This is a genomic window from Saccharopolyspora endophytica, from assembly GCF_018070075.1.
Taxonomy (GTDB): domain Bacteria; phylum Actinomycetota; class Actinomycetes; order Mycobacteriales; family Pseudonocardiaceae; genus Saccharopolyspora; species Saccharopolyspora endophytica.
The window spans coordinates 112,000-134,363 of sequence record NZ_JAGPXE010000018.1; the positions used below are offsets into that span (position 1 = coordinate 112,000).

A 22,364-nucleotide genomic window follows, 5' to 3' on the forward strand; every position below is an offset into this window, starting at 1 on the left:
TCACGGCATTCTTGCGAACCACACGAGTGACAACGCGGCGGCCGCGACCATTGAGATGAGCGCGGAGAGGAAGAACCAGCTGCTGATGTCGACCGGAACGATCGGCGGCGTGACCGACTCACCGATGTTGCTGTAGATGGCCTGCAGCTGCGCTTCGTTGGCGGCGGTGAACGTCAGACCGCCGGTGTCCCGGGCGAAGCGCTCCAATTCCCGGGTGTCGAGCGGAACGTCCACGGGGCCCCTGGAGAGCTGGACCTTCCCGGTCGGCGTTCCCAGGGCGATCGTCGAGACCGGGACCTTGGCGGCGCGTGCCGCGTCGATCGCCGCCTCCGGCGGTGGGCCCGTGTTGCTCGCACCATCGGAGAGCAGCACGATTCCCGCTGAACTACCGCCCGTGGTGCGCAGGGTGTTCAGCGCCGTCAGCACCGCCTGGCTCAGGGACGTGTTCGACTGGAACTGCAGCCTGCCGAGAGCGTCGGTGACCGCCTGGTGGTCCTGCGTGGGCGGGACGTCGACGTTGGCCGAGGCCGCGAAGCTGACCAGCCCCACCCGGGTGTCGTCCGGAACCGAGTCCAGGAAGTCCCGGACCGCGGACTTCATCACCTCGGATCGGTTCGGCGGTACGTCGTTGGCCAGCATCGACGGGGAGATGTCCACGGCCAGCATGACCACGCTGTCCCGCGACGGGTCGGGCATCCGAACGGTCGGCCCGGACAGGCCGAGCACCATGATCAGGGTGGCGAGCAGCAGCAACGCGGGCGGTACGTGGCGGCGCCACGCCGGTCGCTTGGGCATCACCGAGGCCAGCAGGTCGAGGTTGGTCAGCGTGACCGTGTAGCGAAGACGCCGTCGCTGGACGAGAAAATAACCCACCGCCAGGGCAGCGACGAGCACGAGAAGCCACAACCATGCCGGTGTCGCGAAGCTCAGACCACCCATGATGACCGCCGATAGCCGTATTGTCGGTGCCGCCGGAGCTGGAAGAAGCGCACCAGCTGGCCGATCCAGTCCTGATCGGTGCGCAGCTGCAGGTGCTCGGCTCCGGCGTTGCGGATGATGTAGGCGATCCGTTCCCTCTGCTGCCGGGCCGCCTCCTCGTAGCGCTCGCGCAGCTGAGCGTCGAGCGTGTCGACGGTCAGCCTCGATCCGGTCTCCGGGTCCTCGACCGCCAGCGATCCGACCGCGGGAAGCCGCATTTCGAGCGGGTCGACGAGCTCCACGGCGACCACGGTGTGGCGTTGGGACAGCCGGTGCAGCTCGTTGGCCCAGCCCGGCTCGACCAGGAAGTCGGAGATGACCGCGATGAACCCGCGGCGACGTGCGACGGTCCCGACCTGCGTCAGGGCGGGCCGGAGGTCGGTGCGGCCGACGGGTCGTTCGGGACGGGCGCTGCGGGTGTTGAGCTGCGCGATGCGGTGCAGCGTCGCCTGCAGGTGGATCTTCCCCGAGCGGAGCGGCCTGACCTCGGAGTCGCCGTCGAAGAGCAGCACCGCGCCGATGCGGTTCGCCAGCCACGTGGCGGCGAACCCGAACGCGGCGGCGCCGAACAGCGCGAGTTCCCGCTTCTCGCCACCTCGGGTGCCGAAGGACTGGCTCGCGGACAGGTCCACGACCAGCCACACGTCGAGCTCGTGATCCCGGATCGGGTCGCGGACGTGGGTGTGCGTCGTGCGGGCCGAGAGGTTCCAGTCGATCATGCGCACGTCGTCGCCGGGCACGTAGAGCCGCCCCTCACCGGCCTCGTCGCCCGGCCCAGGGAAGAATCCCTGGTAATCGCCGTGCACGGCTCCGGCCAGCCGCTGCGAGATGAGCAGTTCCAGCTGAGCCAGCACCCGTCGGGTCGCCGGCTGCTCGTGGTGGGCCCGCATCAGGACCGACCCCACAGGGAAGACCTGGTCTTGGCCGGCCGCGGCTGGTGCACGCGGTCCAGGAGCTTGTGGATGATGTCGTCAGCGGTGACCCCGTCGGCCAGCGCCTCGTAGGTCAGGACCAGCCGGTGCCGCAGCACCGCGGGCGCGAGGTGGTGGACGTCTTCAGGAACCGCGTAGCCACGGCCGTGGATGAGGGCGAACGCCCGCGCCGCGGCGATCAGGCCGAGACTGGCTCGCGGACTCGCGCCGACCGAGAGGTAGGGCGCGATGTCGCCGAACCCGAGCTCGCTGGGCGTGCGGGTGGACATCACCAGCGCCACCGCGTACTCCATCACCAGCGGATCGACGTAGACCTGGGTGGCGGCGTCCTGCAGCGCGGTGAGCCGCTCGGCGTCGAGGACCTGCTTCGGGACCGGTGTCCCGGTGCTCATCCGCCGCACGATCTCCAGCTCGTCGCCGGCCTGCGGGTAGTTGATGAGGATCTTGACGAGGAAGCGGTCCCGCTGCGCTTCGGGGAGCGGGTAGACGCCCTCGGTCTCGATCGGGTTCTGCGTGGCCATCACCAGGAACGGGCGCGGCATCGCCCACGTCTGCCCGCCGATGCTGACCTGCCGCTCGGCCATGACCTCCAGCATCGCCGACTGCACCTTCGCCGGTGCGCGGTTGATCTCGTCGGCGAGCACGAAGTTGGTGAACACCGGTCCCAGCTCGATGTCGAACTCCTCGCGCGAGGCCCGGTAGATCCGCGTCCCGACGATGTCCGACGGTACGAGGTCGGGGGTGAACTGGATGCGGGTGAAGTCCACGTCGACGGCCTGGGCGAGCGTCTTGATCGTCAGCGTCTTGGCGACTCCGGGCAGCCCTTCGAGCAAGCAGTGGCCACCGGCGAGCAGGCACACGACGATCTCCTCGGTTTCGGGCTCGTGGCCCACGATGACCTTCTTCAGCTCCCAGAGCAGGCCGCGCATCACCTCTCCTTCGCGGTGGCGGAGGATTTCGGATTCCTCACCCAGGTTCCACGCCGTGTTCTCGTTCATTGGTCGAACTCCCGCCTGGTAGAGATCTCAGGTGTGGCTACCCGCCGAATATCCGAGCGCGGCACGGGCGAGCGCGGTGCGGTCGCGCAATCGCATGTGCGCGTAACCGCTTTCGACGATCTCGTGGTGGACGAGTTGGCTCACCACGCGGCTGATGCTGGTGCGCTGCACGCCGAGCAGTTCGGCGATCATCTGGTGGGTCAGGTGCGTGACGTCGGAATCGGCGAACTCGTGCAGCAGCAGGGACGAGACCTGCGCCCGCAGATCGCCGGCCAGCATGTCGAGCAGTCGGCGTTCGTAACCGGCCATCCGGCACGCCATCGCATCGCTCCACCGCAAGGCGAACGCCGGGTAGCGCTGGATCAGCCAGCGGAACTCGTCGCCGGGAAGGCGGATGATGTCGGTGTCGAGCAAGGCGGTCGCTTCCTTCTCCGCCCGGATCTCGGTCATCACCTCGACGTCGCCCACTATCCCGCTCTCCCGCAGGAGCATCAGCGTCGCCGAGCCGGGGCTGCGCAGTGCCACGAGGCCCCGTTCGATGATGGAGATCGCCCCCACTTTCGCTCCCACGCTGAAGATGCGGTCTCCGGGGGAGAGCTTGTGGTGCCGCAGCTTGGGTGCGAGCACGCGAAGCGCGGCGCGCAACTGCTGGTCGATGAACGAGGACGTCCCGGAGAGGGGGTCCCGGTGCGGCGCGGTGTAGGCGGCCGACGGCCCCGTCGCCGGGTCGTGGGATCTCGCTGACGGGGCCGGTTCGCCGGTGGCGCGCGACGGTGTCTCCGACATCGTTGCGCCTCCTCCGCTGTAGTGGTGTGCCTCGCTCCGAGGAGTCGCAGCGAGGCACACCGAGTGACTATCAGTTGGGACCGTCGTCGTCCCGATCGTTGTGCTGGTTGTTGTTCTGATCGGTCTGGTCGTCGTCCCGGTTGTTGTTCTGGTTGTCGTCCAGGTCGTTGTCCCGGTCGTTGTTCTGGTCGTTCAGGTTGTTGTCCTGGTCGTTCCGGTCGTTGTCGCGGTTCAGGTCCTGCTCGTCGCTCTGCTGAGTCGCAGGTGCCCGCTCCTCGAGACCGTCCTGATCGGACCTGTCCGACTGGTCGGGTGCGGGAGCGGTGGTGTCGCCGCCGCCGCCCAAGCCCCGGTTGGCCAGCAGGTTGCCGTTGCCCTGCTCGTCCTGGACCGCGTTGTTCTTGATCGTGATGGAGTCCGAAGCCTCAGCGGATGCCCGGTTGAAGCTGACCAGGACGCTGCTCTCATCGACCTCGACGACGTCCCTAGCGTCGATCCTGTCGCCGGCCGAGGTGACCAGCTGGAAGCCGGCCGGGTCGTAGTCCTTGCCGTCGTCGATCGTCTCGTCGAAGTCCAGGCGGACCTGGCCGGTGTCGGAGTCGACCGAGGCGCCCGTGAGATCCGGACCCGAGGTGAGGCTGCCCGACCTGTCGCCACCGACGCTCTGGTCACCCACGGCGTTCGGGGTGGCGGAGCCATCGGACGACTGAGCGGCACCCTCGTCCACTGCGGCCAAGCTGATCTGGTCGCCGAAGTCCTGGATGTCCGGGTACGCGACGCGAATGGTGTCGGGTGAGGGCTGCACCATGCTGTCGCCCTGGATCGCCTTGCCGTCCGCGGTGTAGACCGTGAACTTCTTGGCGTCCTCGGCGGTCACCGGCTGATCGAACTTGTAGTCGAACTGGGTCTTGCCGATCAGTCCGCTGGTGGAGGCCAGGTTCGGTCCGGTGGTGTCGTCGCCGACAGCGCTCGGTGCGTTCTTCACGCCCCGGGTGTCGGTGACGGCGTCCGCGTTGGCGAACTGCTTGACGCCGTCCTCGACCTGGGAGTCGAACTGGACGGTGACCGTGTCGTCGTTGGAGGTGACGATGGACTGACCCTCGATCGCCCTGCCGTCACGGGTGTACAGGCCGAAGTTGGAGGCGTCGGCTCCGCCGCCGTCCTCCTTGAGGTTGCGGTCGAAGACGTACGTCACCTGGTCGAGAGTGTCGTTCTTGTGCGACCTGTCCGTGAGCCGAGGAGCGTCGGTGCCGCTGACGTTGGCCTCGCCGCCCTGGAGCTCGTTGGTGTTGGGCAGGTTGGTGCGACCGCTCTCGTTCTGCACCGCCTGGGAATCGGTGATGGCGACCGTGTAGGCGTCGACATCGGTTCCGGGCGCGTACTCGGTGAGCACCGTGTTGGTGTCGCCTTCCTTGATCTGCGCGCTCTGCGCCTTGACCGAGGCGTTCGTGGCGAAGCCGGACAGCTGGAAGGCCGCCGGATCTCCCACGTCGCTGACGGACTCGGCGAAGCGGTACTCCACCTGCTCAGGCGCGTTGTCGTCGAGGTCCTGGCTGACGACCTCCACCGACTCCACGGTCATGCCGGTGTCGATCCCGCCGTTCATCTGATCGCCACGACCCTCGTCCGTGTCGGGCTGTTGACCGCCAGGAGGTTGCTCCTCGAGGCCGGGCGGCGGTGCAGGGGGTGCCGGAGCAGGCGGAGCCGGAGGCGGTGGCGGTGGCTGGGCAATCCCGGTACCACCCATCGCGATCAGCACGCCGCTCGCGCTGGCGGCGGCGATTACTGCTGCCGTGCGGCGCTTCCTCTCCGTGCCTGCTCGTTTGTTGTTGGACATCACGGTCTCCTCCCGCATGTCATGCGAATCCGTACACGAGGAAACGCCGACCGTGAGGAAAACCTTTCGAATTGTTCGGAATGCGACGAAGTGAGCCCGAAGGCGGTTGCCACCTGGCGAACTTCTCACCGCCAGTGGGACCGAATAACCGAAGTGGGGCGGGGAACGCGCGAAATCGCCGCGCGTCTTCGAGGGTTCACGCCCGGGTGAGCTCCTCGGCGTCCTGCTCGCGGAAGTGCCGGACGAGAGCGGTGACCGCTTCCCGGCCCGCCCGGTTGGCGCCCACGGTGGACTGCGAAGGACCGAAACCCGTGAGGTGGACGCGTGGTTCGCCGACGACCTGGGTTCCGCGCACCTGGATGCCGCCGAGATCGTTGCGCAACCCGAGCGGGTCGAGGTGCGCGAGAGCGGGCTTGAATCCGGTCGCCCACAGGATCGTGTCGACCGGCGTGAAGGTCCCGTCGGCTTCGCGGACGCCGGTCGGTTCGATCGCGGTGAACATGGGGCGGCGTCGCAGCGCGCCTCTCGCCTCGGCGGCCAGGGCGTACGGCGTCCACAGGAGATCGGTGTAGGACACGACGCTCCCGGCGGGTCTGCCGGCCTCCACGTCGGCGGCGACCTTCGCGACGACCTCGCGCCCGGCCGAGCTGTCGAACTCGCCGTCGCGGAACACCGGCTCGCGGCGGGTGTACCAGAAGGTGGTCGCCACGCGGGAGATCTCCTCCAGCTGCTGCAGCGCGGAGATGCCGCCGCCGACGACGGCCACCCGCGAGCCGGCGAAGTGCTCGGCGGAGACGTAGTCGCGGGTGTGCAGCTGGGCGCCGGTGAACGTCTCCTGCCCGGGGTAGTGGGGCAGGACCGGGTTCGACCACGTCCCGGTGGCGTTGATGATCGCGCGGGTGATCCACGACCCGTGATCGGTCTCCACCACCAGGCTCCTGTCGGGGCCGGGGCGCACGGCGGTGACCGCCACCGGCCGCAGGATCGGCAGCGCGGTCGCCTCCTCGAAGGCGTCGAAGTAGCGCGGCACCGCCACGCGGCTGGGCTCGTCCGGGTCGACCGGCGGCTGGGTGAGCCCGGGCAGGTCGAAGATCCCGTTCACGGTCGCCATGCGCAGCGACTCCCAGCGGTGCCGCCACGCCCCGCCCGGCGCCTGACCGGCGTCGAGCACGACGAAGGTCCGCTCGGCCTCGGGGTGGTCCAGCGCGCCGGCGAAGTCCCGGCGCTGGAGGTGGTAGCCCGCGGACAGGCCGGACTGGCCACCGCCGATGACCACCACCGTCGCCGCGCGGGGCCGGCCCTCCGGCGGCGTGGGGGGATCGGTCCGCGGGTTCGCGGGATTCGGGGGCACCTGCATGCTGCTCTCCGGACGTCGCACGGCTGCGCATGCCGTTCAACAACAGGCACGACCACGAATTCCGGCCGGTGGCGCAGGACACCTTCCCGCAGGACCAGCTCGTCCGACCCCGGCGCGCCGAGGCCGCGGATCTGTGCTCGGCGGGGCTCACCTCGTACGCTGGCCGCGCGAACGGTCCGCGCCTGGAAGGGGAGGTCCGCCTTGGCTGCCGAGTGCCCCCGCGTCCACGACTTCGTCGAGCGATGGGCGACCGAGAAACCCGAGGTCGAAGCCGTGTCGTTCGGCGAGCGGCGGGTGAGTTGGGCGGAGCTCGACGACCGGGTCCGGCGCGCGGCCGGGGTGCTGCGGTCGTCCGGGATCGGACCGGGAGACCGCTTCGCCGTCGTGGACAAGAACCACCTGGCCTGCCTGGAGCTGACGCTCGCGGCGTCGTTCACCGGAGCGGTGAACGTGGTGGTCAACTTCCGGCTCGCGTCGGAGGAGCTGGTCCACGTGCTCAACGACTCCACCGCGGAGGTCGTCGTGGTCGGTGCGGAGTTCGCCGGGTTCCTCGACGAGATCCGCGGGCGGCTGCCGCGCGTGCGCGAGGTGATCCTGCTCGGCGGTGATGAGGACGAGTACGAGGCGCGGCTCGCCGCGGCCGAGCCGGTCGCGCAACCGCACCGATCCGCCCCGGAGGACTGCTTCCTGCAGCTCTACACCTCCGGCACCACCGGCTGGCCGAAGGGCACCATGCTGACCCAGCGGAGCATGACGGCCCACGCGAACGCCCTCACGCCCGCGTACGAGCTGGAGGAGTCGTCGACGAACATCGTCGCGATGCCGCTGTTCCACGTCGGCGGGACCAGCTGGGCGCTGGGCGGCATGAGCGTCGGCGCGCGCACGATCCTCGTTCGCGAGGTCGCTCCTGCGGCGCTGCGGGACCTCATCGAGGCGAGCCGCGCGACGCACGCGTTCTTCGTCCCCGCCGTCATCCACGCGCTGATCGACGACGGCGCACGCGCGCGCACCGCGATGGCTCACCTGCGCGTCCTCGGGTACGGCGGCTCACCGATGCCCGCTCCGCTGATGGAGCGCGTCCTGAGCGTGCTGCCGACCCCGCTGCACTCGGTGTACGGGATGACGGAGATGTCGGGAGTGTTCTGCGCCCTCGGCCCGCAGGAGCACCGCGACGAGCAGCGCACCCACCTGCGCGCCTCCGCCGGCCGGCCGCTGCCGGGAACCGAGGTGCGCGTCGTCGACCCCGCCACCGGCGACGACGTCGAGCCCGGTGAGCTGGGTGAGTTCTGGGTCCGGTCCGAGCAGCGGATGGCCGGCTACTGGAACATGCCGGACGCCACCGCCGAGACGATCACCCCGGACGGGTGGCTGCGCACCGGCGACGCCGGTCGCCGCGACGGCGAGGGCTACCTCTACATCGAGGACCGCGTCAAGGACATGATCATCACCGGCGGCGAGAACGTCTACCCGGCCGAGGTCGAGCGGGTGGTCCTGGAGTTCCCGGGGGTCGCCGACGTGGCGGTGATCGGCGTCGCGCACGACAAGTGGGGCGAAACCGTGAAGGCCGTCGTCGTGCCCGACGAGGGCGAATCCCTCGACGAGCAGGCGCTCATCGACTTCACCCGGTCCAGGCTCGCCCACTACAAGTGCCCGACGTCGGTGTCCGCCGTGTCCGCGCTTCCTCGCAATCCCACCGGCAAGATCCTCAAGCGCGTGCTCCGCTCTCAGCTCTCGGACTCCTGAGAGGGCGCTGGTCAGACCCCGGGGCGGATCTCGTGGGCCGGGGATCCCGGCACGATCCGGTTGCGGGTGCCGCCGAGCAGCTCCACCTCGGTGGTGACCACGTCGCCCGGCCGCAGCGGCGGGCGGAAGTCCGGGCCGTACCGGCCCCACAGCTCGGCCAGGCACCCGTTGCGGCACGTGCCCGATCCCAGCAGGTCACCGGGCCGGATCGAGGTCCCGCGCGAGGCGTAGGCGGCCAGCGCGGGGAAGCTCCAGGCCATGTTGTCCAGCGCGTCGGTGCCGATCTCCTCGTCGTTGACCAGCACCCGCATGGTCAGGTCGTAGGAGGTGCCCGAGGCGCGGTCGCGCAGTTCGTCGGCGGTCACGAACACGGTGCCCAGCGAGGTGGCGGTGTCCTTGCCTTTGGCGGGGCCGAGCCTCAGCCGCATCTCGTGGAACTGCACGTCGCGCGCCGAGAAGTCGTTGAACACCACGAAGCCCGCGATGTGCTCGGCGGCCTCCGCCACGGTGAGGTCCCTGCCCGCGCGGCCGACGACGGCGGCCACCTCCAGCTCGAAGTCGAAGCGCTCGCAGCCGGGCGGCACGGGCACGTCGTCGTGCGGGCCGACGGTGGCGTAGGGGTTGGAGAAGTAGAACGCGGGGATCTCCCAGAACTCCTCCGGGGCCACGGCGTTCGGATCCAGGTTCCTGGCGATGCCCGCGGTGTGCTCGGGGAAGGTGGAGAAGTCCCGCACGGTCGGCGGGTCCAGCGGCGCCATGAGGTCGGCCTCGTCGAGATCCGGTCCTCGGGCGGCGGTGCGCAGCGAGGTGTCTGCGGTGTCGGCCAGCCTGCCGTCGTCGGCCAGCAGCGTCGGCAGGTCGAGTCCTGCGGGCAGGTCGATCAGGACGTCGTCGTCGAGCACGGCGAGTCTGGGGCCTTGATCCGAGCGGTGCCGGACGATGCGCATGATGCCTCCTCGAAGAGCCACGGCGATGCTAGGCAGCCGGAGGTGCCCGGCGGAAATGCGCGGATCGGCTGGCTGGTATTCGCGCGGTGGATGGCTCGTAGGATCGCGGCGGTGACGATGCGGGAGGTACGGGCGTGAATCTGGGACAGGTCGATCTCAACCTGCTGGTCGTGCTCGACGCGCTGCTGCGCGAGCAGAACGTCACCCGCGCCGCCGAGCGGCTGCACATGTCCCAGCCAGCCACGAGCACCGCCCTGGCTCGGCTGCGCAAGCTCCTGGGCGACCCGCTGCTGGTCAAGCAGGGGCGCTACCTGCGGTTGACGCCGCGCGGTGAAGCGCTCGTCGAGCCGGTGCGGGAGGTGCTCGGGACGATCGAGCAGCACATCGTCGCACCCCCGGACTTCGACCCCGCCCATGACGAGCGGACCTTCAACCTGGCCTCCAGCGACTACGTCGGCGTCGTGATCATGCGCCCCCTGCTGGAACGGGTGAACGGGCTGATGGCCAACGTCCGGCTGGAGATGGGTGCGCTGTCCGGTGATGCCGCGCGCATGATCGAGCGCGACGAGATCGACCTGGTCATCCTGCCGGAGGTGCTGGCCGAGAGCATGGTGGCCGGTTCCTGCTCGAGCGCGCCGGTGGTCCGCGACCGGTACGTGGGAGCGGTGTGGTCGCAGCACCCGCTCGCGGGCGGATCGCTCCCGCTGGACGCTCTCACGCGGTACCCGTACCTCGCCTACGCGCCGCCGAACGGGTGCAGCCTGATGGACGAGGACATCGAACGGGCCGGAGTCACCCCGAGAGTGGAGGTCACCTCGGTCAACTTCATCACCATGCCGTTCCTGATGGCCGGCACCGACCTGGTGACGATCATCCCGGAGAGCCTCGGCAAGCAGCTCGCGCCCGCCGCCGGGATCGAACTGCTGGAACCGGAGTTCCCGCTGCGCCCGGTGCGCGAATCCGCCTACTGGCACAGCCGCCGGGACGCCGACCCCGCGCACCGCTGGTTGCGCGAGCAGCTGCTGGCCGTCCTGCCATAGCTGGTATTCACACCGCGCATTTCCGCGATCACCCCGTCCGCCCATAGCGTCGAACGCGTCGAAGGAGGACGCGATGACACGACGGGTGGACGGCTACGCCCTGGGCACTTTCTCCGACGGTTCCGGCGGTTTCGCCGGTCTCGTCGCGGGTGACCGGGTGCTGCGGCTGGAAGGTGCGGGGACCGTTCGGGACCTGCTGGACGACTGGGAGACCACGCGCAACGAGCTGCCTGAGCTCGCGGCGGCACTGTCGAGCGGCGGTGGGATTCCGCTGGCGGAGCTGACCGTTCAGGCGCCGGTGGAGCCGCGCCAGATCATCCAGGCGGGCGCCAACTACCGGAGCCACGTCGCCGAGATCGTGCTGTCCAGCCGGGAAGCAGACGACACCCGCAGCGATGAGGAACTGCGCTGCGACGCCGAGCGCATGATGGACGACAAGGCCCGCACTGCAAGCCCGTTCTTCTTCAGCGGCCTGCCCGCGGCGATCTGCGGACCGGACGACGACGTGCTGCTGCCGGCCGAGTCCTCGCAGGTCGACTGGGAGGTCGAGCTCACCGCCGTCATCGGCAAGACCGCGCACCGGGTGCCGCGCGAACGCGCCATGGAGCACGTCGCCGGCTTCACCGTCTGCAACGACGTCAGCGCGCGCGACCTCCAGTTCCCCGCTGAGCACCGGCCGCTGGGCGGTGACTGGATCCGGGCGAAGAACCGGCCCACCTTCCTGCCGACCGGGCCGTTCATCGTCCCGACCGAGCAGCTGGCGGACTACCGGGAACTGGAGATCACCCTCGACCTCAACGGGGAGCGCAAGCAGTCCGACGTCGCGGCGAACCTGCTCTTCGACGTCGAAGCGCTGGTGGCTGCCGTGTCGACGGCCACCACGCTGCACCCGGGTGATCTGATCCTCACCGGCAGCCCCGCGGGCAACGGCGGCAAGTGGCAGCGCTGGTTGCAGCCGGGTGACGTGCTGGAGGCGGGGATCTCGGGCATCGGCGTGCAGCGCAACACCTGCGTCCCGGAGCCCCGATGAGCCGGACGGGCCCGGGCCGGGCGCAGGAGGTCTCCGACGGGATCCACGCCTTCGTGCAGCCCGACGGGAGCTGGATGATCAACAACAGCGGTTTCGTCGCCGGTTCCTCCGGGGTGCTGTGCGTGGACGCCTGCGCGACCGAGCGCCGCACCCGCGACCTGCTCGCCGCCATCGCCGAGGTGACGGCAGCACCCGTGCGGACGCTGGTCAACACCCACCACCACCCGGATCACACGGCGGGCAACGGGTTCTTCCCGAACGCCACGATCGTCGCGCACGAGCAGGCCCGCCCGGAGATGCGTGCGCTCGGCCTGCCCGGGAACGACGGCATCTGGTCCGATGTGGACTACGGCGATCTCGAACTCCAGCTGCCGTTTCTGACCTTCGCCGACCGGATCACCGCGTGGGTCGACGACCTGCGCTGCGAGCTGATGCACCCCGGACGGGCCGCGCACACCACCAACGACGTCGTGGTGTGGATCCCGGAGCGCTCCGTGCTCTTCGCCGGCGACCTGCTGTTCAACGGCGGAACCCCGTTCCTGCTCTCGGGATCGGTGCGCGGCTCCATCGACGTCCTCGAACACTTCCTGGCGCCGCTCGGGGCCACCACGATCGTGCCCGGCCACGGTCCGGTGTGCGGCCCGGAGGTCATCGACGAGGTGCTGGACTACCTGCGCTTCGTCCTCGACCTCGCCGCGCGCGGCCGGGAAGCCGGGGTGAGCCCGCTGGAACTGGCCCGGGAGACCGACCTCGGCCGGTTCGCCGACTGGACCGACGGTGAGCGCATCGTCGGCAACCTGCACAGCGCCTACGCCGAGGAATCCGGGCTGCCGCTCGACGCCGGAGCCGCGCTGCGCGACATGGTCGCCTACAACGGCGGCCGCCCCCTGACCTGCCTGGCTTGAAAGACCTTCCCACGCACCGAGGAGTGCCCGCATGTCCGAGATCTTGCTGTCCCAGCTCGCCCACGTCGAGCTGATCAGCCCGAAGCCCGCCGAGACCGTCGAGTGGATGAAGGAGGTCTTCGGCCTGGAGGAGACCACCCGCGAGGGCCAGTCGGTCTACCTGCGCGGCTGGGCGGAATGGCTGCACTCGAGCCTCATCATCACCGAGGGCCGCGAACCCGGTGTCGGCCGGATCGGCTGGCGCGCCTACGGCCCTGAGGACCCGGAGATCGTCGCCAAGCGGCTGGCCGACACCGAGGAAGCGGTGGGCTGGGTCGACGACTGGGCCGGGCACGGCGCCACCTACCAGTACCGCGCCCCGCACGGCAGGCACCTGCACGAGGTGTTCTGGGACGTCGAGCGCTACCAGGCACCGCCGGAGCAGCAGGACCCGGTGATCAAGAACCGGCCGCAGCGCTTCTCCGGCAAGGGGATCGGGGCCCGCTACCTCGACCACGTCACCATGCCGACCCAGAACATGCTCGGAGACATCGACTTCTACAAGCGGCTCGGCGCCCGCCACACCGCGCAGACCGAGGTCGAACCGGGCTTCGAGGTGTTCTCCACGTTGACCTGCAACGGAATTCGCTCCACGCACGACCTCGCGCTGGTCCCCGACTTCAGCGGCATGACCGGACGCGCCCACCACATCGCCTTCCGGGTCGACCAGCGCCAGGACGTCGAACGCGCGGCCGAGGTCTTCCTGGCCAACGACACGCCGATCGAGTTCGGGCCGGGCGTGCACGGCATCGACGAGATCACCTACCTCTACGTCCGCGAGCCCGGCGGGTTCCGCATGGAGATCAACGCCGGCGGCTGGGTCAACACCATGCCCGACTGGGAGACCACCACCTACCAAGCCGCGGGAGGCAACCCGGGCCAGAGCATCTGGCGCAACGTCGAAGCGCCCGAGGGCTTCCACGAGTCCTGGCCGCTGCCCGCGGGCGAGGCCGCAGAGAAGCAGGACGCGGCCGTCGCGGGCGAGAACGTGCGCGACTTCTTCGGTGAGCAGGCGGGCGGATCGCGATGAGCGTGCGACGCGTGCTCATCATCGGCGGCGGGATCGGCGGTCTCTCGGCGGCCATCGCGCTGCGCCGCACCGGCGTCGAGGTCGAGCTGATCGAGAAGAACGCCGAGTGGACGGTCTACGGCGTCGGGATCATCCAGCCCGGCAACGCGCTGCGAGCTCTGGACCAGCTCGGACTGGCCGAGCAGTGCGCGGCGCGGGGATACCCGATGCGCGGCGTGCGCAGCCTGACCGCCGACGGCGAGACGGTGCTCCGGGACGACACGCTGCCGTCCGTCATCCCGGGCCTGCCGCCGAACAACGGCATCACCCGCCACAGGCTGCACGACATCCTGGTCTCGGCCGCGCGGGAGGCCGGTGCGGACATCCGGACCGGCGTCACCGCGTCCGCGGTGGACCAGACGCCGGGTGAGGTGCACGTCGGGTTCAGCGACGGGCGGCAGGGCTCCTACGACCTCGTGGTGGGCGCCGACGGCCTGTACTCGCGGATCCGCGAGCAGCTCTTCGGCTCACACCTCAAGGCCAGGTTCACCGGGCAGGTCGCCTGGTGCATCAACCTGCCGCGGATCCCCGAGCTCGACCGGCTGTGGGTGTACCGGGGTTCGCGGGGAACGGCGGGATTCGTCCCGCTGGCCCCGGACCTGATGTACATGCTCACCATCGAGAAGGTGCCCGACGGCGCCCCGCTGCACCTCCCGCAGGAGGGGCTGGCCGCGGAGTACCGCAACCGGCTCGCCGAGTACGGGGGAGCGGTCGCCGAGCACCGCGAATTGGTGCGCGACGACGCCGAGGTCGTCTACCGCCCGGTGGACAACATCCTGCTGCCCGAGCCCTGGTACCGGGGCCGCGTCCTGCTCATCGGCGACGCGGCGCACGGAACCTCCCCGCACTGCGGGCAAGGCGGCGCACAGGCCATCGAAGACGGTGTCGTGCTCGCCGAGGAGGTCGCCGCGCACGACTCCGTCGAGCAGGTCCTCGACGGGTTCATGCGGCGGCGCTTCGAGCGCTGCAAGACCGTCGTCGAGGGTTCCGAGCGCATCGGCCGCTGGGAGCAGGACCACAGCCTCGACATCGACCCCGACGCCGCGGCCTACGAGGTCACCATGGCCGCGATGGCCCCGCTGTGACCGAGCTTGGAGGAAAGACGATGCCCAGCGTCGATGTGCACGCCCACCTCGGAGTGCCCGCCGTCGACGAGCTGATCGCCGACGAACCGGGCCTGGCGCGGCAGCGCGCCGCCGACGCGGCCGCGCTCGGACCGGAGTCGGCGTCCTACAACGTCGAGCAGATCCGCTCCCTCGCGGTGAAGCTCACCGACGTGGACGTGCGCATCGCCGCGATGGACCGCGCCGGTGTGGACGTCCAGGCCGTGAGCCCGGTGCCGCTGCCGCACGCCTGGGCGGAGCGCGGGCTCGCCGAGCGCATCACCGCGCTCACCAACGAGGCCGTCGCGGAGTGCTGCTCCCGGCGGCCGGACCGGCTGGTCGGCATCGGCGCCGTCGCGCTGCAGCACCCGGACCTGGCGGTGGAGCAGCTGCGGACCGCCGTGCGGGAGCTGGGGCTGCGCGGCGTGCAGATCTCCACCTCGGCAGCACCCGGGGTGGAGCTCGACGACCCGTCCCTGGCGGAGTTCTGGGCCGCGGCGGACGAGCTCGGCGCCGCCGTGCTGATCCACCCCTGGGGCTGCACGCTGGGGGACCGGCTCAACGCCTACTACCTGTTCAACACCGTCGGCAACCCGGTGGAAACGGCCCTGGCGCTGTCCCGGCTCGCCTTCTCCGGTCTGCTCGAGCGCCACCCGAGTCTGCGGATCTGGTCGGCGCACGGCGGCGGCTACCTCGGCAGCTACCTGGTGCGAGCCGATCACGCCTGGCAGGTTCGGGGCGACGCCCGCACCACCGAAGCACCGCCGAGCGAGCTGCTGCGCCGCACCTTCGTGGATTCCCTCGTCTACACCCCGCAGCAGCTGCGCCACCTGGTCGACGCGATGGGCGCCGGGCAGGTGACGCTGGGCAGCGACTTCCCGTTCGACATGGGCGTCGAGGACCCGGTGGACCGGTTGCTGGCAGCCGGCCTGGACGCCACCACCACCGAAGCGATCCGAGGGGGCAACGCCGCGCGGCTGCTGGGCCCGCTGCCGTCGGTCGGCTGATCGGCCCGCGGTCTCCCGCTCGCACCGTTCGGGTAGCTTCCACGGCAGCAGGACCACTGGTGCGCCGGCCGCGGTGCGCGAACGAAGGCGGAGGACCCGATGCCGGACCGGATTTTCCTGGACAAGCAGACACCGACCGCGTTCAAGGCGCTGACCGCGACCGCGACCGAGATCCGCGCGAAGGCGCGCGAGATCGGGCTGGACCGCGTCCTGATGGAACTGGTCAACGTCCGCGCGTCCCAGCTCAACGGGTGCGCCTTCTGCCTGGACCGGCACACGCAGCTCGCGCTGGAGGCCGGGGACACCGCGCAGCGCCTGGGCGTGCTGCCGGCCTGGCGGGAGACCGACCTGTTCAGCGACAAGGAACGAGCGGCCCTGGAGCTGACCGAGGCGGTGACGCTGGTCGCCGACCAGCACCCGGACGACGCCACCCTGGCTCGTGTCCGGACGGTCCTGTCCGACGACGAGGCGTCCGTGGTGACCTGGGCGGCCATCACCATCAACGCCTTCAACCGGGTCTCGATCCTCTCCGGCCACCCGGTCCGCCCCCGACGCAGCGCCTAGTCCGCACCGTCCGGTCGGGAAGCGCCTCTGTCACGGCCGGCCTCGGCCGCTGCCTGGTTGGCATCGCCGCTGGTCGCCGCGCGCGAGGCCAGTTCTCGGTAGGTGAGCGGGGTGCGCTCGAAGCGGCCCTCGTGAGCGGCGATGGCGTCGCGCCGTTGGCGGTGCTCGGGGTGGCGCGCTTCGAACTCCCTGCGCGCCTCCACCGCCCGGCGCCAGTGCGTGACGGTGTCCCGATCCCCGTTGTTGAGGCCTTCCCAGGATCGCGGCGCCGACGTCATCGGCGCAGGGGGTGCGGCGAGCCCGTGCATCGAGGGGGAGGGCGGGCGGCGTCTGGTCGTCGCTCCGCAGTCCGGGCAATCGGGCGCCGGCGAGGACCACGAGGGGACCATGCGCTCGAACCTGGTCCCGCAGGTGCAGGCGTAGTCGTACATCGGCATGACCAGCTCACCTCCGAGTGCGGTGCCCGGCCCGCGAGCGGGCCGGGCGGTGGGTCACGTGTAGTAGTTGCCCGGGCCGGTTCGGAGCCGGGTGATCTGCTCCGGGTCGTGCCCGTAGATCACCTGCGCGTTCGTCCGCTCCTGGATGCCGCGGATCTTCTCCACGGATTCCAGCCAGGCCACCGAGTCGTAAACGATGCCCGCGCCGATGGCCGGCGGACCGTAGGACTCCTTGCGGTACAACGAGTCCGAGGCGAAGAGCATGGTTCCGGCGTCGGCGAGGTCGACCTGCAGGCTCATCGTTCCCCACGTGTGGCCGGGGGTGCGCAGCAGCGTGACGCCGGGCAGCAGCTCGGTGTCCTCGTTGATCGTGCTCATCTCCAGCCCGTCGTAGTCGGACTTGATGTGCGCGCCCTTGTTGTAGCCGTCGAAGGAGAACGCGCCCTCCTTCTCCTTCTCGTCGACGATGATCGTCGTGCCGGCCCGCTGCCAGAACTGCGCGTTGGCCGCGTGGTCCATGTGCAGGTGCGACAGGACCAGGTAGTCGATGTCGTCGGGTGCCAGGTCCAGCTGCTTCAACCTGGAGTCGAGCCACTCCTCCTCGGGAGCTTTGTCGACCGGGAAGAACTGGTCGAGGCCGGTCGGGCCCCAGCGGTCCTCCCAGTCCCGCGGGACTCCTGCGTCCCACATCAACTTCTGACCGTTCGGGTGTTCCAAGTAGACGACGTGCGTGGGCACTTCGACCCAGTCGCGCTGCTTGTCGGGCTGGTTCCGCGTCGCCATCCGGGACGGGTCGATCAGCAGCCAGGTGAGGTCGGCGTGCATCGTTCCCGTCGGGATGATCGTGACCTTGATCTTGTCGTTGTCGGACATCTCGAGCCTCCCTCACTCGTGCACGATGACCCCGCGGATGAGCTTTCCGTCCTTGAGGTCCTGGTAGCCCTCGTTGACCTGGTCGAGCGAGTACGTCTGGGTGATGAGCTCGTCGAGCTTGAGACGACCGGCGTTCCACAACCGCAGCAGCTTGACGATGTCGTACTGCGGGTTGCACGAGCCGAACTGCGCGCCCCTGATGACCTTCTCGTTGCGGGTGAACATCGCGCTGGGGAGCTGGATGGTCAGGTTCTCCGGGTTGGCCTGCCCGACCACGACGATGGTGCCGCCCTTGCCGACGATGTCGAAGGCCTGGCGGACGACGATCTCGTCCATGACGCCGACCGTCAGGATCGCTTGGTCGGCGCCTTGGCCCCAGGTCAGCTCGTTGACCTTGGCGGCGGCTTCGTCGGCGTCGGCGAAGGCGTGGCTCGCGCCGAGCTTGAGCGCGGTGTCGCGCTTGAACTCCACCGGGTCGACGACCACCACGTACTTGGCCCCGGCGTAGGCCGCGCCCTGCACGGAGTTGATGCCGACACCGCCCGATCCGTAGATGACCGCGGTGTCACCGACTTTCACGCCGCCCGCGTTGACCGCGGAGCCCCAGCCGGTCGGCACACCGCAGCCGGCGAGAACCGCCACCTCCAGCGGGAGCCACGGGTCGACCTTGACCGCCGAGCGGGCCGGGATCGTGGCGCGCTCGGAGAACGTGCCGAGCATGCACATCCCGCCCAGGTCCCGGCCGTCGCGGTGGTAGCGGAAGGTGCCGTCGGGCATGTGGCCCTTGAGGATGTTCGCGCCCAGGTCGCACAGGTTCGAATGCCCGGAGGCGCAGTACCGGCAGATGCCGCAGCTGGGCATGAAGCTGCACACCACGTGGTCGCCGGGTTCGACGTGGGTCACGCCGGGCCCGACCGCCTCGATGATCCCGGCGCCCTCGTGGCCACCGACGATGGGGTACCGGGGCGCATTGCCGTAGACGCCGTCGGTCAGGTGGAGATCGGAGTGGCACAACCCGGAGGCGGTGAACTTGATCCGCACCTCCCCGACGCGTGGTTCGTCGACGTCGAGTTCGACGATCTCGAATTCCTTGCTTCCCTCTTCCAGGACTGCAGCGCGGGTCTTCATCGATCACCTCTGCGGGCGTGGTGGAAGTGCGAGGACGCTGGTGGCGGGGCCGGGTGGTGCGCGGCCCGTTCCTGCGGTGACGTCGGTGCCGGCGGAGTCTGCGATTCGAGCCGGAGCGGGCACCGGCCAACTGCCGGGAACCGGCATTCAGATATGTACGGCCAAAGCTTCGCCAGTGTCTCGCCGGCCTTCGAGAGTGTCAAACCGGAAATCGGAGAGATGCGTTCACGTCCGGGACGTTATCGCTGGAAGTGGGCGTTGACAGCCCGTGTTCGCGCTTGCAGGATTGGCCGTACATTGTCGTCGACCTGCGCGGTGCTCCGCGGCGATCCCGGTTCCGGGCTCGCGTGGCACGGGCCGTGCGCGATCGGGAGCGCGGATGGACTCGGCCGCTGAGGCGCTGGCGCGATGGGCGCACGAACTCGTCCCCGATGCCGAGGACCTGGGGCTCGCGCAGCGCTCCTTGGTCGACACCCTCGCGGTCACCCTCGCCGCCCGCGATGACGACCTGGTGCGGATCTCCGCCGGGTTACCCGACGCGGCGCGCTGGGCTGCGGTCGGGCACGTCCTGGACTTCGACGACCTGCACATGGAGTCCACCGCTCACATCAGCGTGGTGTGCGTGCCCGCGACGCTCGCGGCGGGCGGCGATGCGCGCGCCTACCTGGCCGGTGCGGGTGTCATGGCGCGGATCGGGATGGCGCTGGGCTGGTCGCACTACGCGAGCGGGTGGCACGCGACCTGCACCGCCGGTGCGCCCGCTGCCGCCGTCTGCGCCGCCGTGGCTCTCGGGTTGTCGCGCGAGCAGATCGCGACGGCGATGGCCCTGGCGGTTCCGGCCGCCGGGGGAGTGCAGCGCGCGTTCGGGTCGTCGGGCAAGTCGTTGCAGGTCGGGTTCGCCGCGGATGCCGGTGTTCGCGCGGCTCGGCTGGCGGCCGCCGGGGCCACGGCCGACCCGACCGCGGTGGACGCCTGGCTGCGCCTGGTGGGAGGCGATCCCGAGCGGATCGACGTGAACGGACCCGCGGTTCCCGGTGGTCTGGCGATCAAGATGTTCCCCTGCTGCTACGCGCTGCAACGGCCGATCAGCGCGCTGCGCGAACAGCTCCCCGCGCCGATCACCCCGGCCGAGGTGACCGGGATCGAGGTGCGCACCCCGGCCTGCGCGGTGCAGCCGCTGATCCACCACCGCCCGAACACCGGTCTGCAGGGCAAGTTCAGCATGGAGTACGCCGTGGCCACCGCGTTGCTGGACCCCCACCCCGGCTTCGGCAGCTTCACGGACCGGGCGGTCAACCGCCCCGAGGCCCAGCGCCTGCTGAAGCTCGTGAAGGTGACCGAAACACCCGGTGGTGACTGGCTTCTCGCCGGACAGGTCGCCATCACCGCGACGCTGGCGGACGGGACGCGGCACGACGTCGCCCTGCAGTTCCCCCCGGGATCACCCGGACGCCCACCGTCCGAACAGGACATGACGGCCAAGATCGCCGACTGCGGCGAGGACGTCCCAGCCTTGCTGTCCGATGTGGACTGGCATCGAGCTGCGGAACTCCTGGCCGAGCATCTTCCCGGGGAAGTCGTCCACGACCAGGAGAAGGAACCCGCGTGAACAGCCTCAACGAACAAGAGCAGGCCATCGTCGACACCGTCCGCGACTTCGTCGACCGCGATGTGCGCCCGGTGGCTCGCGAGCTGGAGCACGCCAACGACTACCCCGAGAAGCTGATCGAGCAGATGAAGCGGCTCGGCATCTTCGGCCTGGCCATCCCCGAGCCGTACGGGGAGGTCGCGGTGTCCACGGCGTGCTACGCACAGGTCACCGAGCAGCTCGCGCGCGGCTGGATGAGCCTGGCGGGGGCCATGGGCGGGCACACCGTGGTCTCCAAGCTGATCCACACCTTCGGCACCGAGCAGCAGAAGCAGCGCTACCTGCCGAAGATGGCCACCGGCGAGATCCGGGCGACCATGGCGCTGACCGAACCCGGCGGCGGCTCCGACCTGCAGGCGCTGACCACCAGCGCGCGCCGCGACGGCGATCACTACGTGATCAACGGTGCGAAGACCTGGATCACCAACGCCCGCCGATCGCAGCTGGTCGCACTGCTGTGCAAGACCGATCCGGACGCCGAACCCCGGCACCGGGGCATCAGCATCATCCTCGTCGAGCACGGCGAGGGGTTCACGGTCTCCAAGGACCTGCCCAAGCTCGGTTACAAGGGCGTGGAGAGCTGCGAGCTGTCCTTCGACGACCACCGCGCACCCGTCGACGCGCTGCTCGGCGAGGAGGAAGGCCGCGGTTTCGCCCAGATGATGAAGGGCTTGGAGATCGGCCGCATCCAGGTCGCCTCCCGGGCACTGGGCGTGGCCCGCGCCGCGCTCGACGACGCGCTGCGCTACTCCCAGGAGCGGGAGAGCTTCGGCAAACCGATCTGGAAGCACCAGTCCGTCGGCAACCACCTCGCCGACATGGCCACGCAGTACACCGCCGCGCGCCAGCTGGTGCTGCACGCGGCCGACCGCTACGACAGCGGGCAGCGGTGCGACATGGAAGCGGGCATGGCCAAGCTGTTCGCCTCCGAGGCCGCGATGGAGATCGCCCTCAACGCGGTCCGCGTGCACGGTGGCTACGGCTACTCCACCGAGTTCGACGTGGAGCGCTACTTCCGGGACGCGCCGCTGATGATCGTCGGCGAGGGCACCAACGAGATCCAGCGCAACGTCATCGCGTCCCAACTGGTCGCGCGCGGGGGACTCGATGGATGATCACCCCATGACCACCGCGAATCCGGGACGACCGACGGGCCTTCGGGCATGAGCACCAGGGAGCACGGCGGCGAAGCGGCGTACAAGGTCCTCGCCCGCGAACTGCGGCAGGCGATCCTGCAGCGCCGCTACGTCGACGGTACGCGGCTGCCCACCGAGGCGGAACTGGCCGACGAGTACGAGGTCAGCCGCCAGACGGTGCGCCGCGCCTTCCACGACCTCGTGGCCGAGGGCATGGTCTACCGCGTGCCCGGCCGGGGAACGTTCGCCGCGCCGCGCGACGGCCAGTACCTGCGCCAGTTCGGTTCCATTGAGGACCTCATGGGGCTGTCGCTGGACACCCAGCTCGAAGTGCTGCGGCCGCTGCGGCGCAAGGTCGACATCGACGCGGCCAGCAGGCTGCGCTTGGACAGCGACGTCGTGCACACCGTGGTCTTCCGCCGCACCCACGAGGGCGACTCCTTCTGCCACACGACGGTGCACCTGCACCCGGCGGCGGCCGCCGCGCTCGGCGACGTGCCGGAGCTGGGGCAGGCCGGGGCCGTCAGCGACGCCACGATCATCGGCCTGCTCGACACGCGGTTGCCGACGCCGATCGCCGAAGCCGAGCAGAGCATCACGGCCGCCTCCGCGGATCAGACGCTCGCCGACGCGCTCGGGTGCGGCATCGGTGATCCGCTGCTGCGCGTCGACCGCATCTACCTCACCACCGATCAGCAGCCGGTCGAGCTGGCCATCAACCACTTCTTGCCCGAGCAGTACTCGTATCGCGTGAAACTCCGTCGCAGCACCCACTAGCGCTGCGTCGTTCGACACCGGGAGGTAAGC

General features: G+C 70.0%; 20 protein-coding genes and 1 pseudogene. 11 read left to right on the forward strand and 10 right to left on the reverse strand.

Annotated features, from left to right (window positions below; genetic code table 11):
- The 6 genes and pseudogenes from KBO27_RS30835 to KBO27_RS30860 all read right to left on the reverse strand — a co-directional run bounded on the left by KBO27_RS30835 (nt 1) and on the right by KBO27_RS30860 (nt 6,888).
- Complete coding sequence (locus tag KBO27_RS30835) at nt 1-939, reverse strand: VWA domain-containing protein (RefSeq protein WP_210973370.1); 939 nt, start codon at nt 937-939, stop codon at nt 1-3.
- Nucleotides 927-1,868 carry a DUF58 domain-containing protein gene (locus KBO27_RS30840; RefSeq protein ID WP_281420924.1) on the reverse strand — a complete coding sequence of 314 codons (942 nt, stop codon included), beginning with the start codon at nt 1,866-1,868 and terminating at the stop codon, nt 927-929. Before KBO27_RS30840 ends, KBO27_RS30835 begins: the two co-directional genes overlap by 13 nt.
- Nucleotides 1,837-2,908 (reverse strand): annotated as a pseudogene (locus KBO27_RS30845) (AAA family ATPase); the annotation flags it as partial. The pseudogene KBO27_RS30845 and the gene KBO27_RS30840, both read right to left, overlap by 32 nt.
- 27 nt (nt 2,909-2,935) lie before the next feature.
- The gene (locus KBO27_RS30850; protein ID WP_210973373.1) at nt 2,936-3,694 is read right to left on the reverse strand and encodes a Crp/Fnr family transcriptional regulator; all 759 of its coding nucleotides are present in this window, start codon (nt 3,692-3,694) and stop codon (nt 2,936-2,938) included.
- 70 nt (nt 3,695-3,764) lie between these two features.
- Nucleotides 3,765-5,300, reverse strand: coding sequence for a hypothetical protein (locus KBO27_RS30855; protein ID WP_210973374.1), 1,536 nt, complete (start codon nt 5,298-5,300; stop codon nt 3,765-3,767).
- A gap of 427 nt (nt 5,301-5,727) precedes the next feature.
- Nucleotides 5,728-6,888, reverse strand: coding sequence for an NAD(P)-binding domain-containing protein (locus tag KBO27_RS30860; protein ID WP_210973375.1), 1,161 nt, complete (start codon nt 6,886-6,888; stop codon nt 5,728-5,730).
- A gap of 201 nt (nt 6,889-7,089) precedes the next feature.
- Here KBO27_RS30860 and KBO27_RS30865 point away from each other — a divergent pair, with 201 nt between their 5' ends.
- On the forward strand, nt 7,090-8,631 hold the full coding sequence (locus KBO27_RS30865; RefSeq protein WP_210973376.1) for a long-chain-fatty-acid--CoA ligase: 1,542 nt from the start codon (nt 7,090-7,092) through the stop codon (nt 8,629-8,631).
- A gap of 11 nt (nt 8,632-8,642) precedes the next feature.
- Here the strand turns inward: KBO27_RS30865 and KBO27_RS30870 are convergent, their stop codons facing one another.
- On the reverse strand, nt 8,643-9,578 hold the full coding sequence (locus KBO27_RS30870; protein ID WP_210973377.1) for a fumarylacetoacetate hydrolase family protein: 936 nt from the start codon (nt 9,576-9,578) through the stop codon (nt 8,643-8,645).
- A gap of 134 nt (nt 9,579-9,712) precedes the next feature.
- On the opposite strand from KBO27_RS30870, the gene KBO27_RS30875 reads away from it, so the two are divergent.
- From KBO27_RS30875 to KBO27_RS30905, 7 genes are all read left to right on the forward strand, one after another.
- Nucleotides 9,713-10,618 carry a LysR family transcriptional regulator gene (locus KBO27_RS30875; RefSeq protein WP_210973378.1) on the forward strand — a complete coding sequence of 302 codons (906 nt, stop codon included), beginning with the start codon at nt 9,713-9,715 and terminating at the stop codon, nt 10,616-10,618.
- A 73-nt stretch (nt 10,619-10,691) separates the two neighbouring features.
- Nucleotides 10,692-11,648 carry a fumarylacetoacetate hydrolase family protein gene (locus KBO27_RS30880; RefSeq protein WP_210973379.1) on the forward strand — a complete coding sequence of 319 codons (957 nt, stop codon included), beginning with the start codon at nt 10,692-10,694 and terminating at the stop codon, nt 11,646-11,648.
- Nucleotides 11,645-12,553, forward strand: coding sequence for an MBL fold metallo-hydrolase (locus KBO27_RS30885; RefSeq protein WP_210973380.1), 909 nt, complete (start codon nt 11,645-11,647; stop codon nt 12,551-12,553). The genes KBO27_RS30880 and KBO27_RS30885 overlap by 4 nt, the downstream gene beginning before the upstream one ends.
- A 31-nt stretch (nt 12,554-12,584) precedes the next feature.
- A complete protein-coding gene (locus KBO27_RS30890) occupies nt 12,585-13,622 on the forward strand; it encodes a VOC family protein (RefSeq protein WP_210973381.1) in 1,038 nt (345 codons plus the stop codon).
- Entirely contained in the window at nt 13,619-14,746 is a 1,128-nt protein-coding gene (locus KBO27_RS30895) for an FAD-dependent monooxygenase (RefSeq protein ID WP_210973382.1), read from the forward strand. The genes KBO27_RS30890 and KBO27_RS30895 overlap by 4 nt, the downstream gene beginning before the upstream one ends.
- Before the next feature lie 20 nt (nt 14,747-14,766).
- Nucleotides 14,767-15,771 (forward strand): amidohydrolase family protein, encoded by a 1,005-nt coding sequence (locus KBO27_RS30900; RefSeq protein ID WP_210973383.1) that lies wholly within the window; start codon nt 14,767-14,769, stop codon nt 15,769-15,771.
- 99 nt (nt 15,772-15,870) lie between these two features.
- Nucleotides 15,871-16,335 (forward strand): carboxymuconolactone decarboxylase family protein, encoded by a 465-nt coding sequence (locus tag KBO27_RS30905; protein WP_210973384.1) that lies wholly within the window; start codon nt 15,871-15,873, stop codon nt 16,333-16,335.
- Here KBO27_RS30905 and KBO27_RS30910 read toward each other — a convergent pair.
- From KBO27_RS30910 to KBO27_RS30920, 3 genes are read right to left on the reverse strand one after another with little or no spacing between them, the layout of a single operon-like run.
- The gene (locus tag KBO27_RS30910) at nt 16,332-16,772 is read right to left on the reverse strand and encodes an FmdB family zinc ribbon protein (protein WP_132684967.1); all 441 of its coding nucleotides are present in this window, start codon (nt 16,770-16,772) and stop codon (nt 16,332-16,334) included. The genes KBO27_RS30905 and KBO27_RS30910 overlap by 4 nt on opposite strands.
- Before the next feature lie 54 nt (nt 16,773-16,826).
- A complete protein-coding gene (locus KBO27_RS30915; protein ID WP_210973385.1) occupies nt 16,827-17,645 on the reverse strand; it encodes an N-acyl homoserine lactonase family protein in 819 nt (272 codons plus the stop codon).
- Between the two features lie 12 nt (nt 17,646-17,657).
- The gene (locus tag KBO27_RS30920) at nt 17,658-18,773 is read right to left on the reverse strand and encodes an NDMA-dependent alcohol dehydrogenase (protein WP_210973386.1); all 1,116 of its coding nucleotides are present in this window, start codon (nt 18,771-18,773) and stop codon (nt 17,658-17,660) included.
- 379 nt (nt 18,774-19,152) lie between these two features.
- On the opposite strand from KBO27_RS30920, the gene KBO27_RS30925 reads away from it, so the two are divergent.
- Genes KBO27_RS30925 through KBO27_RS30935 form a run of 3 tightly spaced genes read left to right on the forward strand, consistent with a single transcriptional unit; the run spans nt 19,153 to nt 22,334 of the window.
- Nucleotides 19,153-20,382, forward strand: coding sequence for an MmgE/PrpD family protein (locus KBO27_RS30925; protein WP_210973387.1), 1,230 nt, complete (start codon nt 19,153-19,155; stop codon nt 20,380-20,382).
- Nucleotides 20,379-21,536: an acyl-CoA dehydrogenase family protein gene (locus KBO27_RS30930; protein WP_210973388.1), complete on the forward strand. Its 1,158-nt coding sequence runs from the start codon at nt 20,379-20,381 to the stop codon at nt 21,534-21,536. The genes KBO27_RS30925 and KBO27_RS30930 overlap by 4 nt, the downstream gene beginning before the upstream one ends.
- A 48-nt stretch (nt 21,537-21,584) precedes the next feature.
- Nucleotides 21,585-22,334 carry a GntR family transcriptional regulator gene (locus KBO27_RS30935; protein ID WP_210973389.1) on the forward strand — a complete coding sequence of 250 codons (750 nt, stop codon included), beginning with the start codon at nt 21,585-21,587 and terminating at the stop codon, nt 22,332-22,334.
- The last annotated feature ends 30 nt before the right edge of the window (nt 22,335-22,364 follow it).

Bases quoted from the DNA above. Each gene is read 5' to 3' on its own strand.
- KBO27_RS30900 (WP_210973383.1), top strand. From the start codon at position 14,767: ATGCCCAGCGTCGATGTGCACGCCCACCTCGGAGTGCCCGCCGTCGAC.
- KBO27_RS30895 (WP_210973382.1), top strand. From the start codon at position 13,619: ATGAGCGTGCGACGCGTGCTCATCATCGGCGGCGGGATCGGCGGTCTC.
- KBO27_RS30835 (WP_210973370.1), bottom strand. From the start codon at position 939: ATGGGTGGTCTGAGCTTCGCGACACCGGCATGGTTGTGGCTTCTCGTG.
- KBO27_RS30925 (WP_210973387.1), top strand. From the start codon at position 19,153: ATGGACTCGGCCGCTGAGGCGCTGGCGCGATGGGCGCACGAACTCGTC.
- KBO27_RS30920 (WP_210973386.1), bottom strand. From the start codon at position 18,773: ATGAAGACCCGCGCTGCAGTCCTGGAAGAGGGAAGCAAGGAATTCGAG.
- KBO27_RS30905 (WP_210973384.1), top strand. From the start codon at position 15,871: ATGCCGGACCGGATTTTCCTGGACAAGCAGACACCGACCGCGTTCAAG.
- KBO27_RS30915 (WP_210973385.1), bottom strand. From the start codon at position 17,645: ATGTCCGACAACGACAAGATCAAGGTCACGATCATCCCGACGGGAACG.
- KBO27_RS30880 (WP_210973379.1), top strand. From the start codon at position 10,692: ATGACACGACGGGTGGACGGCTACGCCCTGGGCACTTTCTCCGACGGT.
- KBO27_RS30855 (WP_210973374.1), bottom strand. From the start codon at position 5,300: ATGAACGGCGGGATCGACACCGGCATGACCGTGGAGTCGGTGGAGGTC.
- KBO27_RS30840 (WP_281420924.1), bottom strand. From the start codon at position 1,868: ATGCGGGCCCACCACGAGCAGCCGGCGACCCGACGGGTGCTGGCTCAG.
- KBO27_RS30870 (WP_210973377.1), bottom strand. From the start codon at position 9,578: ATGCGCATCGTCCGGCACCGCTCGGATCAAGGCCCCAGACTCGCCGTG.
- KBO27_RS30860 (WP_210973375.1), bottom strand. From the start codon at position 6,888: ATGCAGGTGCCCCCGAATCCCGCGAACCCGCGGACCGATCCCCCCACG.
- KBO27_RS30935 (WP_210973389.1), top strand. From the start codon at position 21,585: ATGAGCACCAGGGAGCACGGCGGCGAAGCGGCGTACAAGGTCCTCGCC.
- KBO27_RS30850 (WP_210973373.1), bottom strand. From the start codon at position 3,694: ATGTCGGAGACACCGTCGCGCGCCACCGGCGAACCGGCCCCGTCAGCG.
- KBO27_RS30910 (WP_132684967.1), bottom strand. From the start codon at position 16,772: ATGCCGATGTACGACTACGCCTGCACCTGCGGGACCAGGTTCGAGCGC.
- KBO27_RS30885 (WP_210973380.1), top strand. From the start codon at position 11,645: ATGAGCCGGACGGGCCCGGGCCGGGCGCAGGAGGTCTCCGACGGGATC.
- KBO27_RS30890 (WP_210973381.1), top strand. From the start codon at position 12,585: ATGTCCGAGATCTTGCTGTCCCAGCTCGCCCACGTCGAGCTGATCAGC.